19 protein-coding genes are annotated in these 23,149 nt (G+C 46.1%); 6 read left to right on the top strand and 13 right to left on the bottom strand.

Annotated elements, in window-relative coordinates:
* The first annotated feature begins 84 nt into the window (after nt 1-84).
* Nucleotides 85-387 carry a Rieske (2Fe-2S) protein gene (locus tag QUB25_RS27070; protein ID WP_333061312.1) on the top strand — a complete coding sequence of 101 codons (303 nt, stop codon included), beginning with the start codon at nt 85-87 and terminating at the stop codon, nt 385-387.
* Between the two features lie 205 nt (nt 388-592).
* Here the strand turns inward: QUB25_RS27070 and QUB25_RS27065 are convergent, their stop codons facing one another.
* Both QUB25_RS27065 and xrtO read right to left on the bottom strand, forming a co-directional pair.
* The gene (locus QUB25_RS27065; RefSeq protein ID WP_333188154.1) at nt 593-3,493 is read right to left on the bottom strand and encodes a TIGR02921 family PEP-CTERM protein; all 2,901 of its coding nucleotides are present in this window, start codon (nt 3,491-3,493) and stop codon (nt 593-595) included.
* The gene (gene xrtO, locus QUB25_RS27060) at nt 3,471-5,057 is read right to left on the bottom strand and encodes an exosortase O (protein WP_333188151.1); all 1,587 of its coding nucleotides are present in this window, start codon (nt 5,055-5,057) and stop codon (nt 3,471-3,473) included. Before xrtO ends, QUB25_RS27065 begins: the two co-directional genes overlap by 23 nt.
* 127 nt (nt 5,058-5,184) lie before the next feature.
* Between xrtO and smpB the strand changes: the two genes are divergently transcribed.
* The 3 genes from smpB to QUB25_RS27045 all read left to right on the top strand — a co-directional run bounded on the left by smpB (nt 5,185) and on the right by QUB25_RS27045 (nt 7,318).
* Nucleotides 5,185-5,652: an SsrA-binding protein SmpB gene (smpB, locus tag QUB25_RS27055; RefSeq protein WP_333042316.1), complete on the top strand. Its 468-nt coding sequence runs from the start codon at nt 5,185-5,187 to the stop codon at nt 5,650-5,652.
* A gap of 713 nt (nt 5,653-6,365) precedes the next feature.
* Nucleotides 6,366-7,091 carry a tetratricopeptide repeat protein gene (locus tag QUB25_RS27050; protein ID WP_333188148.1) on the top strand — a complete coding sequence of 242 codons (726 nt, stop codon included), beginning with the start codon at nt 6,366-6,368 and terminating at the stop codon, nt 7,089-7,091.
* Nucleotides 7,088-7,318 carry an Osc7112_2153 family protein gene (locus QUB25_RS27045; protein WP_333061305.1) on the top strand — a complete coding sequence of 77 codons (231 nt, stop codon included), beginning with the start codon at nt 7,088-7,090 and terminating at the stop codon, nt 7,316-7,318. Before QUB25_RS27050 ends, QUB25_RS27045 begins: the two co-directional genes overlap by 4 nt.
* A 282-nt stretch (nt 7,319-7,600) precedes the next feature.
* Here QUB25_RS27045 and QUB25_RS27040 read toward each other — a convergent pair whose 3' ends face one another.
* The 3 genes from QUB25_RS27040 to QUB25_RS27030 form a co-directional block, all read right to left on the bottom strand.
* Nucleotides 7,601-9,064, bottom strand: coding sequence for an IctB family putative bicarbonate transporter (locus QUB25_RS27040; RefSeq protein WP_333188165.1), 1,464 nt, complete (start codon nt 9,062-9,064; stop codon nt 7,601-7,603).
* A gap of 284 nt (nt 9,065-9,348) precedes the next feature.
* A complete protein-coding gene (locus QUB25_RS27035; RefSeq protein ID WP_333061303.1) occupies nt 9,349-10,236 on the bottom strand; it encodes a histidine kinase dimerization/phospho-acceptor domain-containing protein in 888 nt (295 codons plus the stop codon).
* A gap of 157 nt (nt 10,237-10,393) precedes the next feature.
* Nucleotides 10,394-11,833, bottom strand: coding sequence for a 1-acyl-sn-glycerol-3-phosphate acyltransferase (locus QUB25_RS27030; RefSeq protein ID WP_333188145.1), 1,440 nt, complete (start codon nt 11,831-11,833; stop codon nt 10,394-10,396).
* A 354-nt stretch (nt 11,834-12,187) separates the two neighbouring features.
* Here QUB25_RS27030 and QUB25_RS27025 point away from each other — a divergent pair, with 354 nt between their 5' ends.
* Nucleotides 12,188-13,393, top strand: coding sequence for a transposase (locus QUB25_RS27025; RefSeq protein ID WP_333188141.1), 1,206 nt, complete (start codon nt 12,188-12,190; stop codon nt 13,391-13,393).
* A gap of 203 nt (nt 13,394-13,596) precedes the next feature.
* Here QUB25_RS27025 and QUB25_RS27020 read toward each other — a convergent pair whose 3' ends face one another.
* From QUB25_RS27020 to QUB25_RS27000, 5 genes are all read right to left on the bottom strand, one after another.
* On the bottom strand, nt 13,597-15,603 hold the full coding sequence (locus QUB25_RS27020) for a ribonuclease R family protein (RefSeq protein WP_333188140.1): 2,007 nt from the start codon (nt 15,601-15,603) through the stop codon (nt 13,597-13,599).
* Between the two features lie 313 nt (nt 15,604-15,916).
* Nucleotides 15,917-16,132 (bottom strand): 30S ribosomal protein S18, encoded by a 216-nt coding sequence (gene rpsR, locus QUB25_RS27015; RefSeq protein WP_006631377.1) that lies wholly within the window; start codon nt 16,130-16,132, stop codon nt 15,917-15,919.
* A gap of 168 nt (nt 16,133-16,300) precedes the next feature.
* A complete protein-coding gene (gene rpmG / locus QUB25_RS27010) occupies nt 16,301-16,489 on the bottom strand; it encodes a 50S ribosomal protein L33 (protein ID WP_190658616.1) in 189 nt (62 codons plus the stop codon).
* 38 nt (nt 16,490-16,527) lie between these two features.
* Nucleotides 16,528-17,061: an RDD family protein gene (locus QUB25_RS27005; RefSeq protein ID WP_333074244.1), complete on the bottom strand. Its 534-nt coding sequence runs from the start codon at nt 17,059-17,061 to the stop codon at nt 16,528-16,530.
* Nucleotides 17,062-17,167: 106 nt separating this feature from the next.
* Nucleotides 17,168-17,410, bottom strand: coding sequence for a DUF7219 family protein (locus tag QUB25_RS27000; protein ID WP_333061297.1), 243 nt, complete (start codon nt 17,408-17,410; stop codon nt 17,168-17,170).
* A gap of 358 nt (nt 17,411-17,768) precedes the next feature.
* Here QUB25_RS27000 and QUB25_RS26995 point away from each other — a divergent pair, with 358 nt between their 5' ends.
* A complete protein-coding gene (locus QUB25_RS26995) occupies nt 17,769-18,623 on the top strand; it encodes an SGNH/GDSL hydrolase family protein (protein WP_333188138.1) in 855 nt (284 codons plus the stop codon).
* 116 nt (nt 18,624-18,739) lie between these two features.
* Here QUB25_RS26995 and QUB25_RS26990 read toward each other — a convergent pair whose 3' ends face one another.
* The 3 genes from QUB25_RS26990 to QUB25_RS26980 form a co-directional block, all read right to left on the bottom strand.
* Complete coding sequence (locus tag QUB25_RS26990; RefSeq protein WP_333188136.1) at nt 18,740-19,639, bottom strand: DUF4436 family protein; 900 nt, start codon at nt 19,637-19,639, stop codon at nt 18,740-18,742.
* Nucleotides 19,640-19,863: 224 nt separating this feature from the next.
* Nucleotides 19,864-21,360, bottom strand: coding sequence for a carotenoid oxygenase family protein (locus QUB25_RS26985; RefSeq protein WP_333188135.1), 1,497 nt, complete (start codon nt 21,358-21,360; stop codon nt 19,864-19,866).
* 130 nt (nt 21,361-21,490) lie between these two features.
* Complete coding sequence (locus QUB25_RS26980; RefSeq protein WP_333188133.1) at nt 21,491-22,945, bottom strand: folate/biopterin family MFS transporter; 1,455 nt, start codon at nt 22,943-22,945, stop codon at nt 21,491-21,493.
* Between the last annotated feature and the right edge of the window lie 204 nt (nt 22,946-23,149).

Below are 23,149 nucleotides of genomic sequence, written 5' to 3'. Positions count from 1 at the left end.
TAGCAGTAAGCTGCGCAATCGGCACCCTAAATAATTAGGTTCTGCGTAAGTCCAGGTCAGGTTTTTTCGGAGAAAAAATATTTTATGTGGGTAGAGATAACAGCAGTAAGTCAAGTTCCCGAATGGGGTGTGTTGAAGGTAAAAGTTGACGAAACCTCAGTGATTTTGAATCGTCAAGGCATGAATGTCACTTGTTACCGTAATGCTTGCACTCATTTAGAATATCCGATCGACATGGGTAAGGTAAGCAGCGGCATCATTACCTGTCCGTTTCATAAGTATCAGTACAAATTAGATACTGGTAAATGTTTGAATGCACCCAGCGATTCCCTGGAATCTTATCCGGTAAAGATTGAGGGCGATCGCGTTTTTGTAGAAATAGATTAGTTATTCGTTATTTGTTAAGTCCGACAGGGGTTTAAACCCCTGTCTCATAGCTAAAGTCGTCTCAAGACGACTGTAGATTAATATTGGATATTCAATCCGGCTTAAATACCCCCTCACTCTCTTAGTCTGCGGAGGCCGACTTTGTTTGACAAGGAGCGGTTTCAACCGCCGAACCATCGAGGGAGTAGCCAACCCGGATTTACTTTCAACCTACCATTTTCGCGCGCCGCTGGCGGAGGAAAACCGCCAAAAGCCCGATCGCACCTACCGCCAACAGCAGCCATTCTTCTGGTTCAGGAACCCCCGAAACATTGAGAGGATTATTCGGCTTACTTAACTGTTCCTTACCCGATTCTACCTCTCTGTCAAATCGATCGCTCTTAGCTTCCGCTGCTTTTAGTTGCTCCCTTTGCGCGTCATTAACTAACACAATCATCGAAGAATAAGGCGTCACCACTTTGAAATTTTTAGCTACGGCGTGCATCGCATCCAGTTGCGTTAGTTGATTTGAACTTTTCTGCTTGCTAAGTGCAGTTATCAACTGCCGCGCAGCAATCGGTTTAAAGCCTTCATTTCCGGCATTTTTCGGCTCTGCGACTGCCGCCGATTTGGCGGTTTTTTTCGACTGCGGGGTTTTGGCATAACTCCAAGCATAGCCGTCAACAACGCTAACTGTAGATGGGCCGGAAGCTGCTGTGGTTGCTACTCGCTGCATCGCCTCTTTCATATCCGTAGCAACTCCACCGCCGCTATCTTGAATCACCTTTAAAGTTGCGTCGTCGTAGCCGGGGGGCAAACCTCCCAAATGCACTGTCCATAGGGGTGCAGAGATGAAAAGTTTAGGTTTGCGATCGTCCGACAATTCGTAACTATGGCGATCGCTCACCAAAAATACACTATCGTAACTTTTATCGCCCCGCAACTGTGTAAACTGTTGGAGCATATCTTTGAGCTGGAGCGTACCATAAAATGTCACCTTTTCCGCATCGAAATTGCGTACATCTTCCACAAACTTAGGTGGCATTCCCGCAGCGCTGGCGATATACAAATCAACAGCATTTTTGCTGGCTGTATTAGCTTTCAACCATTCAAAATTGTCTTTTACTTCCTTACTTTCCGCCGCCATGCTGCGGGAAGTATCGAGAATAACTGCAAATTTTTTGCCTTGCGGTAGGGAGTAATTTGCATCAGCCAGTGGCTTAGCAGAAATGATATTTCCTCCCGGTAGAACCGCCTGCTGCGCTGTTAGCGGTTGCTGTGCGACTGCGGGCAAAAAGGGTGGCAGCCAAGTTTCTCTTGCTTCTTTCCCGCTGTATTTTACCTCTTTCCCGGCGATCGTGCGGCGAGTATTTTGGTTCCAAAAAATGTTGCGTTTTTCAGCCAAAACAGGCATAGCCCAACCCTGCGGCTGGCGCATGACTTTGTAAGTAAGCCACAGGTGCATTTCCGTTGGCCCGTCTGTTTGGGTGAATTCTCGTTTTACCGGAATTGGAAAAGCCCGCAAGCGGTATTGTTTGGGGCCAATTTGTTCTAACAAAGCCGGATCTACTCTTTCTGCTACCTGTTGATTGTAGACTTGCTGGGCGGCACCTCTAGGCGATACCGTAAATACAAAACGTTTGTTTAAATCGCCAGTGTCTGCCAGCCAAACTCCTGTAACTGCGGCGCTTTCCGGCAGCGAAAAGTAGTAGAATACTTCTTGCAAGTTCGGCGTTTGATTTTTGTAAACTTCGTAGAGTTGAACGTCAGCCCAGTCGCCGTTTTCTTTGACTGTCACTTCTTGCGACTGCAACCACACTTTTTCCTCACTGACATTCAGCAAACCAGCTTTAGCTTCTTCCTGGTTTGAGGTTGACTGTACGGCGTGTTTTACTGCTTCGGTGTCGCCTTTTTGCAGTTCCGTATCGAAGAATTCTCCGTAGAGTTTTTCTGCTTTCTCCACATCAGCACTAGAGCCTTGATACAAAAACGGCGACATTAAAAAATTATAGCTGTTCTGCACAGTTTGAGCCGCTCCGTCAGGCCAATTCAAACTATTTTTGTATATCTCATAAATGTGGTTGTTTTCTCCCACAGTGCTGAGGTAGCGGTAAGGGGACAAATAAGCATTGACTAAGCCGGATCGAATCATATCAGACTTGGCTAATAAAGTTTGGCGAACCGTGTCGTTTGCGGGGGGAGTCGCCAGCATTTTTAGTGCTGCCACTTGTGGCTGCTGCTGCAAAGCGGAGAAAATAGCCAGCCAAGCTGTTATGACTCCCAAACTTCCGATTAGCGCTTTATTTTTCCCGTATTCTGCAGCAAAACTATGCCATATTTTCCGCCCGGAATGAATGTAGAGAAAGCCGTACAGCGAAGGCATGATAACGAACAAGCTACAGGTTAAACTAAACAATATAAAGGATAGCGGTATCCAAATTAAAGTCCAGACCCACGCCCCGTATTTAAACATCTCCAGAAATGGTGAAACCCATGTAAACTTGAAAAATTGAATGACGAGAAATAAGAATCCATAAAGTGTATACAATGCCACAGGTAAAGCGTAATAAATCAGCAATGTTGCCGCCCAAATGCCAACTACTACCATTAAACTGTGACATCCTAATTGCAGCCACGCACTTCGCTTTTCTCCAATTAAGCTGAAAAAATGAGGCTGTTTATTATGGGAATTCTGGAAATCGAAAATATTTTGAACATTTTCTTTTCTACCCAGATAGCCGTACAGCATTTCCACTGAAAATGCTGCAATGCACAAAGCAATAGTAGCGATGATTTGAGAACTAGCTGGAGTTAGTTCTCGCAGCAGAAACAAGCGGAGCAAACACAGCAAAAATAGCGGTGCTTCTACGCCGTAAAACCAACGCATTAGCTGTAGGGGTTGCTTGCTAAAACGCCTAGCTCCTATTACAGTACATACAGTGGGTACTGCAATCGTAGCTGCCATCGTCAAAGAAAACTCTAAGGGGATGCTGCCATCGATTGTCGCCATAATTAATGGCACTCCGATAATCGGCAAGATTCCCAAGTAAACAATCGATAAAAAAGTTAAATTCCACAGCCAAAAAATTGTTTTAAAAACTCCATCAAATACCTGTTGAATTTTCATTTATTTCTCCTTGTAAGCTTTTTTTAACGGTATCGTATACATTACTAGCAAACTTTTTTACTTCATAGTTTTCGGCTTGTAGCGAACTGTCAAATAAAATGGAAACTAGCACCCAGTTGTGGTTTTTGTGAGTGAGGTCGCTGCCGATACGGGACATGAAGTTATCTGTAGTTATCTGTGCAGATTGCAGCCAGTATGCTGCTGATAATTGGTTATTTTTGAGAGACAGCCAGCGCGCTGTTACTGAAGGAGTTAGTTGTTTTTTTTCTATGCGATTGACTGGAATCCCGCTCGCTACAAAACACAACTCGGGGGCGTGATAAGTTTGCCAGGATGTGCTCGCTACTGTGAGCATGGAACCGCGCAAGTTGCCCGCGACAAATCTGATTTTTTGTGTTTGGGTTCCGGGGTAATTCCCAAAGAATTTTTCTTCGCTGGGATTCAGCGGGATTGATTGGGATACAATCGGGTCTAGAAATTTCAGGGGGGCGATCGCTAATTTTTCACTTTCTACATGATACAATTGAGAAATTGCACCCAAAACAGCCACCGCCACAATTAGTCCCGGTTTTGCAAAAGGCTGATTTTTGAGTATTTCTAAATCCCGTTGCGAGTTAAAATTACTTTCTTTTGTTTGGTGAAATTTCGGAACTTTTTGCAGCATCAACCAACTTAAGAAGCAAGCGCCGATTAAACCCACAATTCCTAGCGGTACGTGCAGCATTGCTGCATAAGTTGGCTGTTGGAAAACTTGGGCAACCAGCACTAGCACGGCAACCCGCAAAGCGTTAGCAGACACCAATATTAAGAAGTTAGCAGCGCATACTGCAAGCCATTTTAAACTCAATTTGCGACCTTCTAGCCAGGTAGCAGCAAGCAAAAATAGCGTTCCCACTAATAGAGTTTTAATGCCGCTGCAAGGCACGTCAACGTGAGCGATCCCGTTTTCCAAAACGATAATATCGTAAGAAGAAATAGCCCCTATGTGCAGCAGAGAAAGCAACTGTTCTACTACCTGAGCAGTGAGCACTCGTGCCGGCAAACCTAAGCCGCTATTCAACTGACTATTAAATGGTAAAATACAACCCAGCAAGCCAGCAACTGGCAAGTTTTTTCGCCAAAAGTTCGGCTCCCCAAATAAGCCGCACAGCCCGTAAGTTCCGAGGATAAATAGCAGGACAGTAACTTGTTTGATATCAATTATGTACTGAAGGGCGATCGAGAAAATACCCGCACCCAACATCAACAGCAGCGGATCTCGCCTCAAAACGAAATTGGGTGAAAATCCCGGCAGGCGATCCTCTTCGAGGGCTGCGCGAACGGAGTTCCCGCTCGATCGCACTACTAATGCTACAATCAGAAAACCAATTACTATTTTGTACAGTGTGGGTATCTCAACAAACGAGGATAACAGCCACTTAACTGCCAAGATATTGGCCCAAAACCAAGCAAGCGCCAGCAAAAAAGGAGCCAGCCAAACCAAATTAACCGCAGGATGAGGAGTAACAGAATCTGGAGTTGCAGAATCAGTGATATTGGTGCGCTGCATTATACCGCTTGACATTCACGTTGGTGACATCTTAGCTCAGCCAAATTGGTAATGTCTAGACCGATTATTTAAGTTTTGTCAAGCTTCGATTTTCTCTACAGAGAAGCTAGCGTTATAATAATTAATTTTAGCGGAGGTAAAAATGAGCGAAAAAAGCCCAGGATACAAAATTCTTAGCGATAACCGACAAGCGCGCCATCTCTATGAAATTATAGAGACATACCAAGTGGGAATCGAGTTGAAGGGAACCGAAGTCAAATCTATTCGGGAAGGAAAAGCAAATTTGCGGGACGGATATGGCTTAGTTCGGAACGGGGAACTGTGGCTGATAAACGTTCACATTTCGCCTTGGAGAAGTGCTAGCAACTATTTTAATCACGAACCCCGCCGCACCCGTAAATTGCTGATGCACAAGCAGGAAATTCGCAAATTAATCGGCAAAGTGGAAGAAAAAGGCTTGACTTTAGTGCCGTTAAAAATGTATTTGAAAGGCGGCTGGGTAAAACTTGATATCGGTTTGGGTAAAGGGAAAAAACTGTACGACAAGCGCGAAGATTTGAAGAAACGTGAAGATAAGCGGGATATGGAAAGAGCAATGAAGCAATTTTAGTCAGAGTCATTAGTCATCACTCATTAGTCATTAGTCATTAAATATCTCCAAAAAATAAACTCAAACCTTTGCTACTCGAAGGTTTAAAGTTAATTTATGGAGATGTTTATTAGTCAGGAGTCATTAGTGATTCATGATTGGTGATTGCTGATTAATGATTGGCTATTTTAAATCGATTTCGGTTCATTACTCATCATAATTTTTTTCAAAATTCTCCCTTGAGGATTTTGAGGACTTCCATCGTCACTACAAACTTAATTAGAGTTATTTGACTGGAGTCCATCTTACAACAGATTCTATGTTGATAAACTAAACCCCAGCTCGTTCTATCCCCGTACGGAAACGGCCCAGGGTAAGTCCCTACACTTCATAAACCTGGAATACGCTGTATCTCCTCATAGAGTCGCATACTGTCGATCGACTGACCGCTGACTAAGCATTATTACTTAGGCAAGGGGAAGAGTTTTACCTTCTTCCTGCTTCCCGCTTCCTTTTTCCTGAAAATATCCGGATGGCTTGTGGAGCCTCATGAATGATTAACCTATGCTCGAATACATCTGGGTAGTGGGAGCATTCCCCAAGGATTCGGCTGTGGACTAACAAACTCTTATAAGAAATGGGTTCAATCATGAGTCATTTCGTAAGATTATGATGCCATTAGGGCGGCAATTAAAACTGGCAAACAAAATATCGCCTAACTCTCAAGTTAAAAAATGCTAAAAATGACACCATTAGCTAACATTTTCAATGCTATGAAAGAGCCAGCAAAAAAAACTCAAAACTCCAAGTGGGGAGCCTTATTGCTGATGCTAGCAGTAGGCTTGGGCGGCTGGCAAATTGGGTTGCCGGAACTGGCATCTTTTTTTAATAATATGGCTTTTGAAAACTACAAAGCTAATCGATTCGCTGATACTCAACAAGCATATGAGTTAGCGCTCTGGGTAGATCCAAAAAGCCGAACAGCTCTTTACAATTTAGGATGGCTTTGCGAAGAGGTGCAAGATTTACAATGCGCCCGAGGAAAATATCTGCAAGCTGCAAAACTCGGTCTACCTGCTGCTTACAGCAATCTGGCTCGGTTATATATAGTTGATCAAAAAAACTATCCGGCTGCCGTTCACTTCCTGTGGCAAGGTTTGAAATTAGCTGAGGACGATCAAGTAAAATATTCTTTACTCAAAAACTTGGGATGGGCTCGCCTGGAACAGGGTCGATATTCAGAGGCATTGCAACATCTGGATGAAGCGATTAAACTTGATAGTGAAGGACCAGCAACTTACTGCTTAAAAGCGCAAGTCCTAGAAAAAATGAAAAATACTAAGGCAGCGCTACCGCAGTGGAAAATTTGTCTAAAGTATGCGGATTCTCAAGAATTCGATGAGGATATATGGATAGGGATGGCACGTCAACGATTAAACGAGGAAAAAACAAATAAATGAAACGCACAGTTTTGTTTTCATCAACCATACTGGCCATTATAACGGTAGTGGAGCTAAGTCAAGCCTCAACAGCACTGCCAACTCCTTCGACTGTTAAAATTACAGTTAATGAATCAGTCGAAACGCCGTTCGACTCCAATCAAGCGAGGAGGCGGCGGTGCAGAGATAGAGATGGTGGAAAATATCCGTGTCCCAGATTAATCATGCCTTCAGAGAGCGAAGAATAAGAGTTATTTTCAATAAATTTTGTAGAGTGTACCATCACCACTTTACAGCAACAGGTATGTAGTATGTAGTAGTAGTATGCAGGGTGCCCTGTCCGCACCTTATAGCATTTGAGATTTGAGATTAATAATTGAAGAATTGGAAATAACTTATGGCTATAATGGTTTGCAGCTTGCATAAAGCTGCATTCTTTTTTTGAACTGGTATAACTCCTAATCATTGCTGTATAGGCTATTGCTGGAATCCGCACTGTGCGGGGAGAAAATCCCCGCCAGCAATTCTATCTACTCGCCCTCCGTCAAAGCTGAATCTTGCGGCTGCTGGTGTGAGTTGCTGTAAAAACTAGCAATAATCGCCACCATCAACCACCAAAGCATATTAACTTCCGGCCGGTACCAAACTGTATCGACAAAACCGTGGGCCATCATGCCGGCTAAAGTTGCGATCGCCCCTATCAACCAAAACCCCTGATTCGATTTGAGATTTTGGATTTGAGATTTGGGATTTTGGGATTCTTCCTCTAAACTAGAGATTTTAAATTGTGAATCCCGCAGATGTTTGATCTGCAACAAGCCTTGATTGACGGTGACAGTCATCAGCCAAAGAAAACACATTAAACCGATAAAACCGGTTTCCACCGCAATTTCCAGCAGCACGGAATAAGCGCTCAAAGCAGTGAATTTCGGCCTCATATAAAGCGGATAAACTTTATTAAAAGCAGTGTTTCCCGGTCCAATTCCAAGAATTGGTCGATCGCGAATCATGTCAACCACCGCCGTCCAAACGTTAATCCGAAAATTGTTGCTGCTGTCACCTCGACCGATAAACATACTCGAAACTCGATCGCGCAGAGGCTCCACTAAAGCCACTCCCAAAATTAAGGCCCCAGCCAAACCTCCTAACCCTAACGGCAGGGCCCAAGTTCGCCAGAACCTAGGCATCAAAGGGGTGTACCAGTACCACAGCAACACTAAAAATACCACCAGTAGAGCCACAAAACCGATCCAAGCACCCCGGCTATCGGTGTAGCGCAAACACGCGCAATTCACCACCAGCATCGTCAGCGCTAAAACTTTTGTTCCCCATCCTTTCCACACAAAAAGCGCGGCAGCGCTCAATGCAATGGCTGGCAGTAAATAGGAACCAAGCAAGTTAGGATTTCCCAGAAAACTGTAAACTCGCGTGACATTGGCTTGAGTAGAAGTCGGATCGTTCCAAGTAGCTAATGGTGGCACTTTATCAATCCACTGCCGCACGCCGTAGAAACTGACAATTAAAGAGACGTTCAAAAATACGGCAATTAACCACGATCGCCAACGGGGCGATCGCAATATCCGAGCCATCAGCGCAAAAAACAGCAAATACAGCGTTAGCTTGCTCCAACCAGTAGCAGCGGCGACTTTCACCGGCGACATCGCCGTTGCGACAGTGGCTATGCCCCAGTACAGCAGAACCAGCAAATGAATCGGCGTGAAGGGGATCTCGCGATCGTCCGAAACAGTCAGCAGCACCCAAAATGCAGCGCTAGCCGCCATCAACACCCCCACCAAGGCATTGTTTACAAACGGCGCCAAACCGAAAGTCAAGCCCAGCAAAACAAAACCCAAGGGTTCTGCCCACTGCATCAGCCAGCTACTCTGCCGCCAACTGCGTAAAGAGCCGATCGCCAAATTGAATAAATAACTTCTACTTTGCCACTGAGAGAGCGGCAAATTTGCCAGAGTTAACTGTTGCCAAACTGAATTCATTTTTAGATTGATTATTGGTAATTGGGAATTGGGAATTGAGTCTAAAAGCATCGACAATTGATAGTAACTCCAATCTTGCACCATTCTCCCTTAAGGCTTTTCTGGTCGGCTCCACAAAGAATAAATTTCTTGTGGGTGGGGCACGCGAGTCCGCGCATAAAAGCCTTATTGAGAATGGTGCAACATCTCAGTATTAATTAACAAATGACTTGTTTCTTCTTCCTTCTTCTTTCCATCCGTTACATCCGTTAGAAAATCCGTTGCCGAACTTCCTTCTTCCTTTTTTAGCCTTCCAACAATTCCGTAGCATTTGTGCAGGGCAGCCAGAGCACGTAGCGATATCCAGATTCCGGGGCGCCTTGAATCGAGAGTTGGCCGCCTTGAATTTCCACCAATTGGCAGCAAAGCAGCAGCCCCAAGCGTTCCCGCGCCCCGTAACCAGCTAACACCGGTGCGGTATCCTCTGCATTCTGGGCCACCAAAGCCGCCAACTCAGAAAAAGCCAGCGTTAAGCGCTGCGAACCCTGTGTCGGGAGTTGCGCTTCGACTCCCTCGGAGTCGGTTTCGGAGTGCGATGGCGAACCGCTACCTGATCCGACCTTCAACAAGTAGTCGGTGTAGAGTTTAGCATGGGGCAAACTTTCCCCTAACCAAGGATGAAAAACCCAAACTCCGATGTTGATACCGTCTTCTTTCCGAGAAACGTGGACTCGAATCACGCTGCCTGCCCCAGCAGATTGAATAATGCTAAAAATTAAGTGGTGCAGCATTTGCTGAACCTTATCTTTATCTACCAACCAGATGCGCGACCCGGGCCCCATCGACAAATTAATTTCTTGCTCTCGTCTACTTGCTGCCGACGACAGGATTGTCACCACCTGCTGGCACAAAGTTTCTATATCGACTGCGGTTCGCTTCAAGGTGAAAGCGGAATCATCTAGTTCTGCCAGTTCCAAAATTTCTTCAACTAGCGATCGCAAAGAGCGGCTGCTGTCTTGGATCACGTCAATATATTCTTTTTGCTTGCTCGTTAAGGGGCCATAAATTTCTTGTTTCAACACGCTTGCCATGCCGAGGACAGAAGTGAGCGGCGTGAGCAATTCCTGCGCTAAATTATTCAGCAGTTTTACTTTAATTGAGTTAGTAGACAAATCGATAGGTTTGTTAGTCATCGCTAATTTTTATTGGTTCATTGTCGAGCGAGCGTTTGCGGTTCATTAGACCTATTCCAAAAGTCTATAACAATCTGTTTATAATTCACCACAAAAAAACGTAGTGAAGAAAAATATATATTCCTTCTTCCCTAGAAGCTCTTCCTTATCTGACTAATTAAGATTTAATCATTGCTTCTAAAGCTGATTGCAAGTCTTGAGTGAGTTCGGCAACTGCTAACCTGCGGCTGGTTTGATATCGATCCCAACGATCGCTCACTGATATGGGTTTGCCCACGGTCATTTGTACCTGCTGTTTGCCCAACTTCGGTCTGCCGAAAGGATTTCCCCCTTTGATGCGAGCCAGTACGTCCCACAGCAGTAAAGTTGTTTCTGCCAAACGTTCTGCTGTCAGTTGTTCTGCGACGTACCTGCCCGTGACGGACACGAAACTTTCTACAAGTCTCATGTGCCACATCCGAAGACTTGCTTCTTCAGCTAGGCGATCGGCTAATCCTCTTTCTAAGGGAGAAAGTGCTGCAATATCTTTAATATCTTCTCGATAAATATACTCCCAGCCTGCTTGTTCCACACGGCGGCAGCGGTCTATTAAACTGCCTTTGGGCTTTAAGTTAAAATATTCTTCTGCTACTTGCAAACCCACGTCTAACAGGGCTTTCAGTCGAGCTATCATTACTTCATTGTCAAAATTATTTGTCGTCTTTTCGGAAACTGATGATGGTAAAATAGATATTTTTTGGGTTAAGTTTTTATGATAAAAACGGCTGTAAAACTCTTCCATTACTGCTAGTAAATGGCTGCCCAGTCGAATCAGGCGCAGATATTGGAATTTGTGATTGTGGTTTTCGGAATCGGGATTGGCAGTCTCTAAATTAGAAATCTCGGTGCGTTCTAAGGATGGCAGTCCGCAATCAATTTCTAATTGAGTTAAAAGTTTTTCTAGGGGTTGCCAAGGTGGATTGACATAGCGGTATTGAATGCCGATCGGCACAATTAAAACTTTTTCAGTGCGTCCGGCTTTCAGCAAATCTTCAACGCACCAGAAACCCATTTGAGCAATTCCCGGTTCGAGGGGGCTAACTATTTCATTGTGACCGTTGGTGGCGCCTTCTGGGGCGGCGGCGAGCGGGAATTGGCTGTTGGCAAATAAATTGCGGGCAGATCGCAATCCGACGCGATCGATTTTACCGCGAACAATCGGAGTGCCACCGAGTTGCGAATACAACCAGCCAACGCCCGCACCGGCCCAGAGGGGAATGCCGCGATCGTAGATAAAGTGCGAATGTACCGGGAATTGCAGGGGAATGCCTTTGGCCCGCGCTGCCTGGGGAACGAGTTTCCAAATTAGTTGTCCCAAACAGTAGGGATCGTCTGAGTTGGGGTGGCGGAAGGCTAGCAAGAAGCGAACTTTCTGATTTTGAAATTGGTGGAATAGTTCGGCGAGGGTTTCGACGTTTTCGGCTTGAACGTGGCTGATACTCGTCCGAAATCGCAGCCACCAGGGGAATATTTGCTTACAACCTTGCATGACTAGCGGGTTGTAGGCTGGGGGTATGAATTCCAGCGGCGGCTGAACTTGGCTAATTGAATTGGGCATTTGGCGATTTTAAATTTTAAATTTTAGATTTTAGATTACTAGGTTAGGGTAAAAACTTCCAATTTTTAGAATGCTGAAGTTTTTTTATTAACCGCAGAGGACACGGAGGAAGAGAGGAGATAGCAAAGCGTGTCAATTTAACGTCAAAAGTATTGCCCGTCTGGGATCGGATATGATGTCGAGTCGATCGACGCCAATATTTTGGTCGGGGCGGGTTTGCGGGATTTCTGGCTTATATTACAACTTGGGGGTGAACCCGGCCACACAAGAATTACCAAAATAATTTGGTTTAAAGCCCCGTCCTTGTAGGACGGCTTTCTGTGCTATACTTACGCTAACACGACAGGCGTAACTATGTTGGTATTTGAGGCAAAACTTGAGGGAACGCAGCAGCAGTACGAGAGGCTAGACGAAGCCATCCGCACTGCTCGCTTTGTTCGCAATAGTTGTCTCAGATACTGGCTCGACAACTTGGGAATCGGCAAGTACGAGTTAAGTGCCTACTGCGCTGTCCTAGCCAAAGAATTTCCCTGGGCCGCTAAACTCAACTCGCAAGCGCGTCAGGCTTCTGCTGAAAGAGCTTGGTCTGCAATTGCGCGGTTCTACGACAACTGCAAAAAAAGCAAACCAGGGAAAAAAGGCTTTCCGCGCTTTAAGAAACATCAGACCCACGGCTCTGTTGAATATAAAACAACAGGTTATAAATTGTCGTTCGATAGACGTACTATCACTTTCACTGATGGTTTTGAAGCTGGAAGCTTTAAGCTGTGGGGAACTCGCGACCTACACTTCTATCAATTAAAGCAGATTAAGCGAGTCCGGGTAGTTCGTAAGGCAGACGGTTACTATGTGCAGTTTTTGATAGACCAAGAGAGGTTAGAAAAGAGAACACCAACTGGTAAAACACTAGGTTTGGATGTTGGCTTGACGCACTTTTACACCGATTCAGATGGTCGAACAGTTGAGAACCCGCGTCATCTCAGGAAGTCCCAGAAAGCACTCAAACGACTGAACCACCGTTTTTCGAGAACAAAAAAAGGCTCTAAAAACAGAGCCAAAGCGAGAAACCGATTAAGCAGAAAACACCTCAAAGTAAGTAGACAGCGTAAAGATTTTGCCGTGAAATTGGCAAGATGCGTAATCCAGTCTAGCGACTTGGTAGCCTACGAGGATTTGCAGGTGCGAAATTTGGTCAAAAATAGAAAGTTAGCCAAGTCTATTTCTGACGCTGCATGGTCTAATTTCCGGCAATGGTTGGAATATTTTGGCAAAGTATTTGGAGTGGTAACAGTCGCTGTGCCTCCGCACTACACTTCGCAAAATTGTTCTAACTGTGGAGAAGTTGTTAAAAAGTCTTTGAGTCAAAGAACGCACCGCTGTCAGCACTGCGGTGTTGTACTAGACCGTGACTCGAATGCAGCAATCAACATACTGGAGTTAGGACTTCGTACCGTGGGGCACACGGAAACGTTAAACGCCTCTGGAGACATCGACCGCTGCATTGGTGAGGTAACTCCTCAATGTAAGTCGAGTCGTGGAAAGAGGAAGCCTAAACAGTGATGTTTAGAATCCCCGACCGTTTACTGCGGGGAGGATGTCAAGATTATTTTACAGGACTAGATATGAACCCATCATCTTTTTTACCCGCCTGCCATTGACAAGGGGGATGCGAGGGGGTCAGAAACTCGATTAAAAACGAGATTTATCCTCAGTTTCCGCCTTCAACACAAATTTTTGCAATCCAAAATCTAAAATCTAAAATCCTATTGTGCGGCTTCAAATATCATTTCTTGGAAGTTAATGACATCCGATCGCGGATCGCAGTGGGTGACTTTGACTTCTAGGCGATCGCCTATTTCGACCGATCGACCAAATCGCATTGCCAATTCTAAACCCAACTCTTCCAATAAAATCAATCCCAGATTGCTGTCTTCCCTCAACCAGCGCAGCATTAAAGCTTCCCAAACTTCGTCTGGGTTGCGCCGCAAATATTCCAATCCCCAATAGCGGTTAGTTTGGCGTTCGACGGTAGAGGCTTCTTTAACTGCGGTGCCGAGACACATCACAATGTCCTGTATTTCTTCAGCGGAAAAAGGCAGTGGTTCGCCCCGCAGGTGGGCTTTGATTTGGAAGTGAGTCAGCAAGTCGGTATAGCGACGGATCGGGGAAGTAACTTGAGTGTATAATTCCAAACCCAAGCCGGCGTGGCGTCCGGGGGTGAGGCCCATTTCGCTGCGGGGCATACACCGACGCACGGCGCAAGCGCGGGCGGGGCCTGCAGGTACAGCTAGCAGTTCTTCATCGGGAGGGAGTTCGGGCTGTGGCTGATAGCGGTAGGGTATTGGCAGGCTGTGAGCTTGACCGTAGCGGGCGGCTAGTTCGCCTGCTAAAATCATCATTTCGGCTACTAGCATCCGGGCTGTGGAGTCGTCGATGACGTGGATTTTGATATCGTCGCCGTTGACTTTGATGACGGATTCGGGCATGAAAATACTGATTGCGCCTTGGGCTTCCCGCCATTTTTGGCGCAGTTTTGCTGCTGAGGCGATCGCTGCTATTTCTGGTTCTGCTTCGATTCCCAACTCCAGCATTTCGTCTACGTCATCGTATGTCAAGCGGTAGGTGGGTTTTATGGTGCTGATGTGGATGCTGTAATCTTGAGCCGCGCCGATTTCGTCTAAGGTGACACTGAAGCTGAGGGCGCTGCACTCTTTGCCTTGAATTAAACTCATCGGCCCGGTTGCCAAAGCTGGGGGAAACATGGGGATCATTCCCGTGGGCAGGTAAACCGTAGTGGTGCGCTTTCTGGCTTCGAGGTCGAGTTCGTCTCCGGGGGAAAGCAAACGGGTGGGATCGGCGATGTGTATCCACAGGCGCTGCTGGCCGTTTTCGAGGAATTCTAAGCTGAGGCCGTCGTCGATTTCGGTGGTGCTTTCGTCGTCGATCGTGTAAACCTTGAGGTGAGTTAAATCGAGACGATTTGTGTCGGAGTCGGTTGGGGGATTTTCTAGGCAGCGTTGGGCCACTTCTAATACCTTTGCGGAGAATTGTAGGGGAATTTGGCTGCGCCGCAAAAACAGGTTTTCGTGGGTACTCCACAGGCCGAGATCGACGAGGAGGCCAAATGCTGCTTCGGGGTTTTCGGATCGTTGCAAGCTGGCTAAAGTTTCTAAGGCTGGGGTGCGGTGCGTTGCTTCTTCTCCGAGGAGAGCAAAGCGTTCTAGGGCGTCGAGGCGAGTTCGATCGCTGTGTTCCCAATCTACATTTTCCCCTGCCAGCCGCTGTTTGACTCGATCCCAAAATCCTTGGGATTCTTGGTGTCGCTGCTGTTCTACTTCTTGCTGGTGTTTGATTTCGGCTACTTGGGCTGCCGGTCGCGGTTCGTAGCGATCGCCCTTTTGTTTGAAATACAGTTTGTCTGTTGATAGCAAACAGTAAGCCGCGTAACACTGCGCCGCACTGCGTTCGGAGAATAGCAGCATTGCCAGGGATTCGGGATCAGTCGTTTCTCCGTCGCCGACTAGGAGTTCCCAAGCTACTTCCAAACTCGACGGATCTGAGTAGGCTTCTACTTCTTTGAGAAATTTGGGAATGTCGGAGGGTTTGTAAGTTTCTCCGACTACTTCGTAGCTGATTTGTTTGGGCGGTATGCTGTGCGGTTGACCGTTTTCGTCTACCACGACCCAGTTTTTCTTGCCGTCGGGGCGATCGGCAACTGCCAGACGGCGGTCGCCGTGCACTCTAAATTCTACTAACGTTCCCTTCTCCACTTGCCAGCTTTATATTTGAGATTTTGGATTTTTACAGTAGCCACTTATCGAGTTTCGAGCTTGCGATTTTAGATTTTGGATATTGGCAATTTTTCTGGTCAATTGTGAAAGTTAAAATCTAAAAAGTTGTTTTTTCTTCTGGCTTTTTTTTTAACTTTTGACTTGTGATTAAGACTTGCGCTGCGGCGACTCTTAACCCTATTTCGCGATTTTTTCGCTGCCTTCTTGCTGCACTATTAATGACAGAAAGACGTTCTTTTCGCGCAAGTCTTATTCCCAGTCCAAAATCTAAAACCCAAAATCCCAAATCCTGTTAACCTTCTTGGTTTACGAAGGGCATCAAAGCTACAATTCTTGCTCTTTTGATGCTTCTGGTCAGGTCTCGCTGCTGTTTTGCCGTCAAACCGGTAATCCGGCGGGGCAAAATTTTACCGCGTTCTGTGACGTATTTTTTGAGCAAATCGACATCTTTGTAGTCGATCGGGTCTCCTGGTTTGATGGGCGAAACGCGCCGGCGAAAGTAAGTCATGGTTTGTTGTTTGTTGACTGTTGTTTGTTGACTGTTGATTGTGAGTTTTTAGTTATTAGCCGTTAGTTGCTAGCCGTCAGCAAAGCATTGGTTAGTTATCTGCTTTTCGCGGGTCAATATCAATTGCCAACAACTGATGACTGATGACTAAGGACTAATCACTAATCACTACTTGATCTCTTTGTGGGCAGTGTGCTGGTTGCAGTGGGGGCAGAACTTTTTGAGTTCTAGCCGCGCCGTCGTGTTGCGACGGTTCTTGGTGGTGGTGTACCGAGACACGCCTTTGGAGCGTTTGCTTACGTTTGTACGGCACTCAGTACACTCTAGAGTAATTATGATGCGGACGCCTTTAGCCATAATTCTAAATAAATTTCGACTAATTTAAACACAATTTATTATCTTCTCACATTGCTCTGCACTTGGTCAAGCAATCTTCTAACTTTGATGTCGAGGGAGTAGCCACGGCGGGCTCCGACGACGATCGTGCCGCCGATGCGATCGTGGAAAGCTTGGGGAAACCTTTCGGCGGAGGTGAGGGCAACGCTACAGTCGATCGCCAGGGGCAGGATCAGCAGCAAGACGGCGGCGTTGGTAGATGTGATCCCAGCTATACCTGCGAAGGCTAAGGCGGCGCAAAAGCCCAGTAAGGCTTCGCGCTTGCAGAGTTCTTGCACTCCGGGAGTCCGGTGGAATCTGGTATCGGCAATTTTCATGTCCAAGGCCCAGCGCCCCAGACTTTGACCTTGGTTTTTCCTGACGATGGCTACGCGCAGGATCAGCCACAGGAGAACAAAAAATATGGTTTGGACGATCGCATTATTGCCCAGAAGCAAACTGGGCAGCCAAACTGCGATTCCGTCGATGCAGAGGGCCGCGGCGCGGCGGCCGACGGATACTTTGGGAAGGAGAGGTACTAAATCGGAACTCATAGGCAAAAAGGTCGATCGCCACTAGCTACTTTTTGATTTTAAGCTCTCGATTAATCGATCGGCATCAATGGCGCGTAACTCAACGTCAAAGCCAACCGCTAATTATTCAAGCTGAAAAGGGATTTTCGCCAATTCCCAACTGCTTTTTCGAGTTTTCCACCTCTTCCCAAAGTTTTTGTATTTGAGTAAATGCCTGTTCCACAGAGATTTTACCGTTAGATGTCAAGGAACTGATGTAACCCACTCGCTGAGAAAACTCTTGTAAATTCGCATTAAATACCAAATTCTCTGGCTTTACTTCACCGTAATAGCGATTTTGAGGATATAAAAAATTTGAATTTGCTACCATTGCTTTAACCTCGCATGAAAACTTGTTCCCTGAACATATCAATATTATAAACCGCGCTTCCCTTTTAAAGATGTGCTCTAAGTAGCAAAAATCATGTGACATTTTGCGATTTTTTTTGTGATGGCAATTACACCCACAGATCGGGGCGACAAAACTCTCTGTAATTTCACGTGTACAACTTACGCAGGCGGGGTCAACAACCAGCTTTCTGCCTTAAGGCTTATAACTTCCGATTTGGCGTCGAAACCAGGTTTTTGTTAGTCCAGGACTGAGTTATTGAAATAAGTGACAAAAAAAACCAAAATGGATAATATTATTGCATACATCAATAGTTAGATTTTTATTAGGAATCTGCGTAATGTCTCCCAATGGGCTATCGCCCAGTCCCAAATCCCGGCTGAGGCAAGTTTTAATTAGACTTGCCCTCGCCGTAATAGCTGCTGTTATCGCCTTCAATATTCCTCACTCCTTAATTCCCGTGTTTAAAGAATCCCTATCCGAAGCAACGCCGCCACCAGAAATCCAAAACGTGCTCGCCGGCAAGCGCAAAATTGTGACAGTGGGCGACAGCATCACCGAGGCTGGGAAATACCCTGGAGGTTACGTTTGGCTGCTGCAACGCTATCTGAATGCCCTTTATCCCGATCGCAAAATCGAAATCGTCAACGCCGGAATCTCCGGTAACAGGGCGACGGATATGCAAGCCCGCTTCCAGAAAGATGCGATCGACCAAAAGCCAGATTTAGTGATGATTAATGTCGGAGTCAACGACGTTTGGCACGCTTTCTTCGACTTCCAAAACCGTCAGTTTTATCCGCAAGGCAAATTGCCCCAGGGAGTGCCACTGGCAGAATATCGGGATAAAATAACTCAAATGGTGTTGGCGGCGAAAGCCGCAGGAATTCGAGTTGTACTGCTTTCTCCTACTCCTATCGGCGAAATTCTCGACGGCCCAGAAAATCGCAGGTTGCAAGAGTATATTGCCGCGATGCGAGAAATTGCGTTGCAGAATCAGTGCTTGTTTATCGATTTGAATGGGCCTTGTCGGGAAGTTATCGGCACGTATCAAAAACACGCGGGCAAGACTCTGAATTTGTTAGCTGCAGATGGAGTTCATCCCAATCCGTCGGGATATCGAATTATTGCTTTTACTATCTTGCGCGGTTTGGGCGTACCTGCAAAGGATATTGAGAATTTAGAAGTCAAAAATTGAATCTGGGAATTTAGTTAGCTGTTGACTGTTGACTGTTAATTTAAAGTATGCAGGCTACAAGCCCCTTGATTTATCTCTGGGGTGAATTTTTCAAATCTGAAGTTTAAAATCTCATATCATTCAATCGGCGGATGATACCGATTCAACCAACAGCTACCGATAATCACCAACGCCACCACAACAATAATTTCTGTCCAAAAAAACGAAAGAAAATCGCTTGCAGTTCCCACCGGGGGCACCCCCGGTTGAGCATTGCGAATAGCGGGAAAAGCAAACAACATCACAGCAGTCCAACTCAGCATTCCCACTTCCGGCAACTTCCCAGATTTCATCACTTTTAATGCTAGCAAAAGCGCCATAATTGACAGTACCCACATAATAACAATAATCACTAAGGCAAAAAATTTCACCGGGATTGAGCGAGTTGCAGAAACATCAATATAAATAAAGATAGAGGAATTTTCTTCCATCGGCTTATAACTGATGTCAAAACCGGGAACATCCGCATTAAAATTAAATTTTAGAGGTACCGGGTTTAGTTGAAATGGAGCAAACTTTTTACCAATCGAAGCCAGCGGATCGATCGAAATAGCTACTTTAGCAATGTGCTTGTCAAACGGATAATTGTTAATTTTTCCCTTTACCAAATTAAATTTTAATGCAGGCACAATCATCGGTTTGCCTTCTTTAAAGGTAATTTCCGAATCCTGTACATTTGCGCCGTTAACTGTCATTAACAAGTCTTGAGCTGGGTAAGTTGGTCCTTTTTTATAGATACCTTTGAGTTCAAACTGCAAGCGGGCTTCTAATTCGTTCTTAATGGGATCTACTGCAATTACCGTCATTTTGACATCAACCAAGCCTTTGGACGCTACAGCGCTTTCTGGAGGTGAATTGTAAGGCTCTTGGGCGTTAGCATTGTGAGAGTAAATAGATAAGATAATTGCCCAAATTACGGTCAGACTGCCAATTAAAATAAGTATTTTTTTGAGATTAAATTTGTTGACACTTTGCATTTATTATGGATATTTTATCTTTTGATTTGTTGTTAAGATTTACCGCAGTCTCCCAGTCCGCCCCTCCGCCAGCCCGTCAGGGCTTTAAACTTCTGTGTCATCGCTAAAATCGGTGAAAACTTACATCTTGCACCATTTTCAGGAACAGGCCCGAAAGCCTATTCCTGAAAAGTTTAATTTTCTTTCTTGTGGGGTGGGCATCCTGCCGGCCCATAGTAGGGCAACTACGAACCGATAGGAAGCAGTACCTTTGATGTAAAACTGCCGTGCAAACCGTAGGGAATGTGCTGTTTTAAATGCAAGCGCGCTAGGGGCCCTTTGGTGATGTCACGAGCATCTAAAATCACTAAGGTCGATCGATGATGAGCTGCATCATACATTAAAAGTAGCAGCCAGCCGTCATCCTCAGCAACAGCATCGGGACGGAGAACAAACACCGGTTCCCCCGCAAAACCGCGTGGTGCCGCACTCCAAATTTGCCTTTCACCAGTCACGAAATCCATTTTGAGAATAGCTTGCAAAGGAGCATTCCCAGTGGGAGCATCAGCAGCACCGATGTAAAGATATCGGTAAGGTTGTCCGACATTATTCGGATGCAAAGTGGGAAACTCGCAGCACCTAGTTTCAACAACTTGATGCTGTACCGTTTTGTCTTGCAAATTTAACTTAAACCGCCACAATTCCCCCGCTGGAACGCTCTCAAAATCAACCTCCCGGAAATCGCCGTCCGCCTCTACAGTGGGAAATGATTCGTAACAAACTGAGTCAACAAAAACTTCGTCTCCTTCTTCCCAAGCGTTGCAGTGGTGGAAGACAAAACAAGGTTCAGTTTCTAATATCTTTACCTCGTCAGTGCCGTTGCGGGGAATTAAAATTGCTTGCGTTGGCTTGTTTGGCGAAAATTGAATGCACTGGGAAGCACTCCGCAATCCTAACACGAATGGTAGAGGATTAAATGAGACGGGATTTTGGAAGAATATACAGTAATTCGGGGTAATTACCATGTCGTGCAGGAAGGCAAAACCCGGTATTGCATGGGCGTGACGCTGCAAAAGTTTGCCGCTTTCGTCGAGTTCGTAAATCGTGATGGTACTCGACAAACCGGGCTTGACAGAAAAGTTTACCAATCTGTCTCCTTTGCCATTTTTCCCTTTTTCAATTCTCGGGTGGGCGGCGAAGGCTTCACCGGGTTGTAAAATGCCGTCTAGGGTGTCTAACCCGAGTGTTTCTAAGGTGCGCGGGTCGAGTCTGTAGGGTGCTGCGGCTTCCCAAAGCGCTAGCAGTTTGTCGCCCCAATAAATAATGTTGGTGTTGGCAATGTTTTTGATTTTGACATCAAAGATGTTGGCTAGCCAGCCGCCCGGTTTCTGTGTGCCGAAAACGCCTCGGTGGAGAATTTTTCCGGCTTCTTGTTCGGCGAGATAGCCTTCTGTGCGGACGAATCGGTTGCGGAAATGGGCGCGGCCTTCGGATATTGCGATCGCACAAACCATCCCGTCGCCGTCAAACGGATGGTGGATGCGCTGGCCGTTGACATCCAATAATCCGGGCCCGTTGCGAAAGAATGTGCCTTGCAAGTCGGCGGGGATTTCGCCTTCTATGTCGTCAATCCAGTAGTCGGATTCGTTGGGTTGAGATTCGTAGCCGCGCTGCCAGTCTGTGCGATCGTAGGATGATTTTGTGGCTGCTGTTTGAGGTTGTGAAATCTGTAATTTTTGCATGGGTATAATAAGCTTTTATTGATTTAACGGCAGAGAAAACAGAGGGCGCAGAGAGAAGGAAAGTCGAAGAATTGGGAAACACAGTTAAATTCATCCATGTATCCGTGTCAAAATCCGTGTGTGCCTTCCTTTATTTGCTGTCTGCGGTGCGGCTTTGTGACCTTACTGTTGGTACTAAGTCGGGAAAGTATTCGGGCATGAAATGCTGTCCACCAGGTTTGGAACTGCCCATTTCTGGTTCTAATACGGGAAGAGACTTTTGATTGTTTTGATCGCGGCTTTCTGTACTGTCGGCGGGCAGCCAATTTAAGAACGGTAGCGGCAGAAGTGTGGACAGGTTTGTGATGACAATTAGCAGCCAGAGGTTATCGAAATTGCGATCGGTAATTCCTAGCAAGTGGGTTAAAAGTGCACCGCCCTCGTGGGACAAAAGTCCTGCTAAATTTGTGATTGACATTAGCAGTGCAAATAAAGTTGCTTCGACGCCTGGGGGACACAAGCGCGCGGAGAGTACCAGCACTGGCATATAAGCAATTTGTCCGATTACTGTCAGGATCAGGCTGTCTCCGATGCTGAACCATTGATCGTCAATTCCTAAAGCTCGGTTGGCATGAGTTACTAATAATAAAGTAGTCATCCCCAAAGCAGTCGCAATGACCGTTGACCAGCCAAAAATTACGCGAAATGGAACTGTTTTGAGGAATCGTTGAAACAGCCAGACGCCGGCGAGGGCGGCAATGCTGGTAACGAGGCGCACTCGGCCGAGAAATTCTGGTTGAAAGCCTAATTCGTTGGTCGTGAAAAAGAAGAAGGCGGAGTCTGAGCTTGGGGTGGCTTGCCAGAGGAAGAGAAAGGCGGTGGGCAGCCAAATTGTTTTTTGGGTAACAGCTTGCCGTAGTTGTTGAAGTTGGTCTTTTACTGTTTCAAAGTCGGTTCTTTTGTTGGTTTTTTCTTCGGCAATTAACCAAGCTGTTGCTGATACAATTAGCGGGAAAGATGCGGTGATTAAAAATATTGTGTGGGTGCTGAAGTGTTGCAGCAGGGAACCGCTGAGGTAGGCTGTAATTAGTCCGCCGAGGGCTGAAGCACCCCAAGACAAGGATTGCAGGGAACCGGCGTCGGTAACGGATTCTTTTCTAGCCCTTTCGACTACCAGGGAGTCGGCGATTACGTCGCTGACGGCGAGGGAGAGGGAACTCAGGGCGATCGCGCCTGTAGCTGCAAGCGGTGTGTGTACAATTGTTGCGAGGCTCACCCATGCTAAGGTTCCCAGCAGCCCGGAGAGAACGATGTAAGGGCGTCTGCGGTAGCCGAATATCGGCAAACCGTCGGACATGAAGCCGAACACGGGTTTGATAATCCAAGGCAGGGCTACGACGCCCAGCATTGCCGAGACTTCTGCCGGACTCATACCTAGTTCGTCTTTGAGAAAGAAGCTGACGGCTAAGCGGGCGAGTCCGAGAATGCCTTGGACAAAGTAAATCAGTAAGATGGCTATGAGTTCGGGGGTTGGCTCATTCCCAAAGAATACTTTTTCTTTTAAAGATTCTTTGAGTTTGCTGACGCCGGAGGGGGAAACGAGCATTTGAGCAATATTTCTTAATGAATCTCAATATTTATAACACATTCTTAATGACTTCCGGGAACTGTCGGAGGTGGGAGGCGAGAGTGGCGGGGATCTGGTAAGTGCTATAAAATTGTATTTATCTTGAATTTAAGCGTGTTTTGTAATAATAAAAACAGAAAAGCGAACCGCGAAGGCGCGTTAGGCGAAGCCGCGCGTAAACCC

Origin of the sequence: Microcoleus sp. B3-D7 (assembly GCF_036705305.1) — a bacterium.
Lineage (GTDB): Bacteria > Cyanobacteriota > Cyanobacteriia > Cyanobacteriales > Microcoleaceae > Microcoleus.
The sequence above is the reverse complement of the archived record's forward strand: the minus strand, read 5'-3'. Positions and strand labels throughout refer to the sequence as shown.

Excerpts from the sequence above, each read along its gene's own strand:
- QUB25_RS27050 (WP_333188148.1), top strand. The coding sequence starts at position 6,366 with ATGCTAAAAATGACACCATTAGCTAACATTTTCAATGCTATGAAAGAG.
- QUB25_RS26990 (WP_333188136.1), bottom strand. The coding sequence starts at position 19,639 with ATGCAAAGTGTCAACAAATTTAATCTCAAAAAAATACTTATTTTAATT.
- QUB25_RS27035 (WP_333061303.1), bottom strand. The coding sequence starts at position 10,236 with ATGACTAACAAACCTATCGATTTGTCTACTAACTCAATTAAAGTAAAA.
- QUB25_RS26980 (WP_333188133.1), bottom strand. The coding sequence starts at position 22,945 with ATGCTCGTTTCCCCCTCCGGCGTCAGCAAACTCAAAGAATCTTTAAAA.
- QUB25_RS27025 (WP_333188141.1), top strand. The coding sequence starts at position 12,188 with ATGTTGGTATTTGAGGCAAAACTTGAGGGAACGCAGCAGCAGTACGAG.
- QUB25_RS27005 (WP_333074244.1), bottom strand. The coding sequence starts at position 17,061 with ATGAGTTCCGATTTAGTACCTCTCCTTCCCAAAGTATCCGTCGGCCGC.
- QUB25_RS27000 (WP_333061297.1), bottom strand. The coding sequence starts at position 17,410 with ATGGTAGCAAATTCAAATTTTTTATATCCTCAAAATCGCTATTACGGT.
- QUB25_RS27070 (WP_333061312.1), top strand. The coding sequence starts at position 85 with ATGTGGGTAGAGATAACAGCAGTAAGTCAAGTTCCCGAATGGGGTGTG.
- QUB25_RS26985 (WP_333188135.1), bottom strand. The coding sequence starts at position 21,360 with ATGCAAAAATTACAGATTTCACAACCTCAAACAGCAGCCACAAAATCA.
- rpmG (WP_190658616.1), bottom strand. The coding sequence starts at position 16,489 with ATGGCTAAAGGCGTCCGCATCATAATTACTCTAGAGTGTACTGAGTGC.
- QUB25_RS27045 (WP_333061305.1), top strand. The coding sequence starts at position 7,088 with ATGAAACGCACAGTTTTGTTTTCATCAACCATACTGGCCATTATAACG.
- QUB25_RS27030 (WP_333188145.1), bottom strand. The coding sequence starts at position 11,833 with ATGCCCAATTCAATTAGCCAAGTTCAGCCGCCGCTGGAATTCATACCC.
- smpB (WP_333042316.1), top strand. The coding sequence starts at position 5,185 with ATGAGCGAAAAAAGCCCAGGATACAAAATTCTTAGCGATAACCGACAA.
- QUB25_RS27065 (WP_333188154.1), bottom strand. The coding sequence starts at position 3,493 with ATGAAAATTCAACAGGTATTTGATGGAGTTTTTAAAACAATTTTTTGG.
- xrtO (WP_333188151.1), bottom strand. The coding sequence starts at position 5,057 with ATGTCAAGCGGTATAATGCAGCGCACCAATATCACTGATTCTGCAACT.
- QUB25_RS27040 (WP_333188165.1), bottom strand. The coding sequence starts at position 9,064 with ATGAATTCAGTTTGGCAACAGTTAACTCTGGCAAATTTGCCGCTCTCT.
- rpsR (WP_006631377.1), bottom strand. The coding sequence starts at position 16,132 with ATGACTTACTTTCGCCGGCGCGTTTCGCCCATCAAACCAGGAGACCCG.
- QUB25_RS26995 (WP_333188138.1), top strand. The coding sequence starts at position 17,769 with ATGTCTCCCAATGGGCTATCGCCCAGTCCCAAATCCCGGCTGAGGCAA.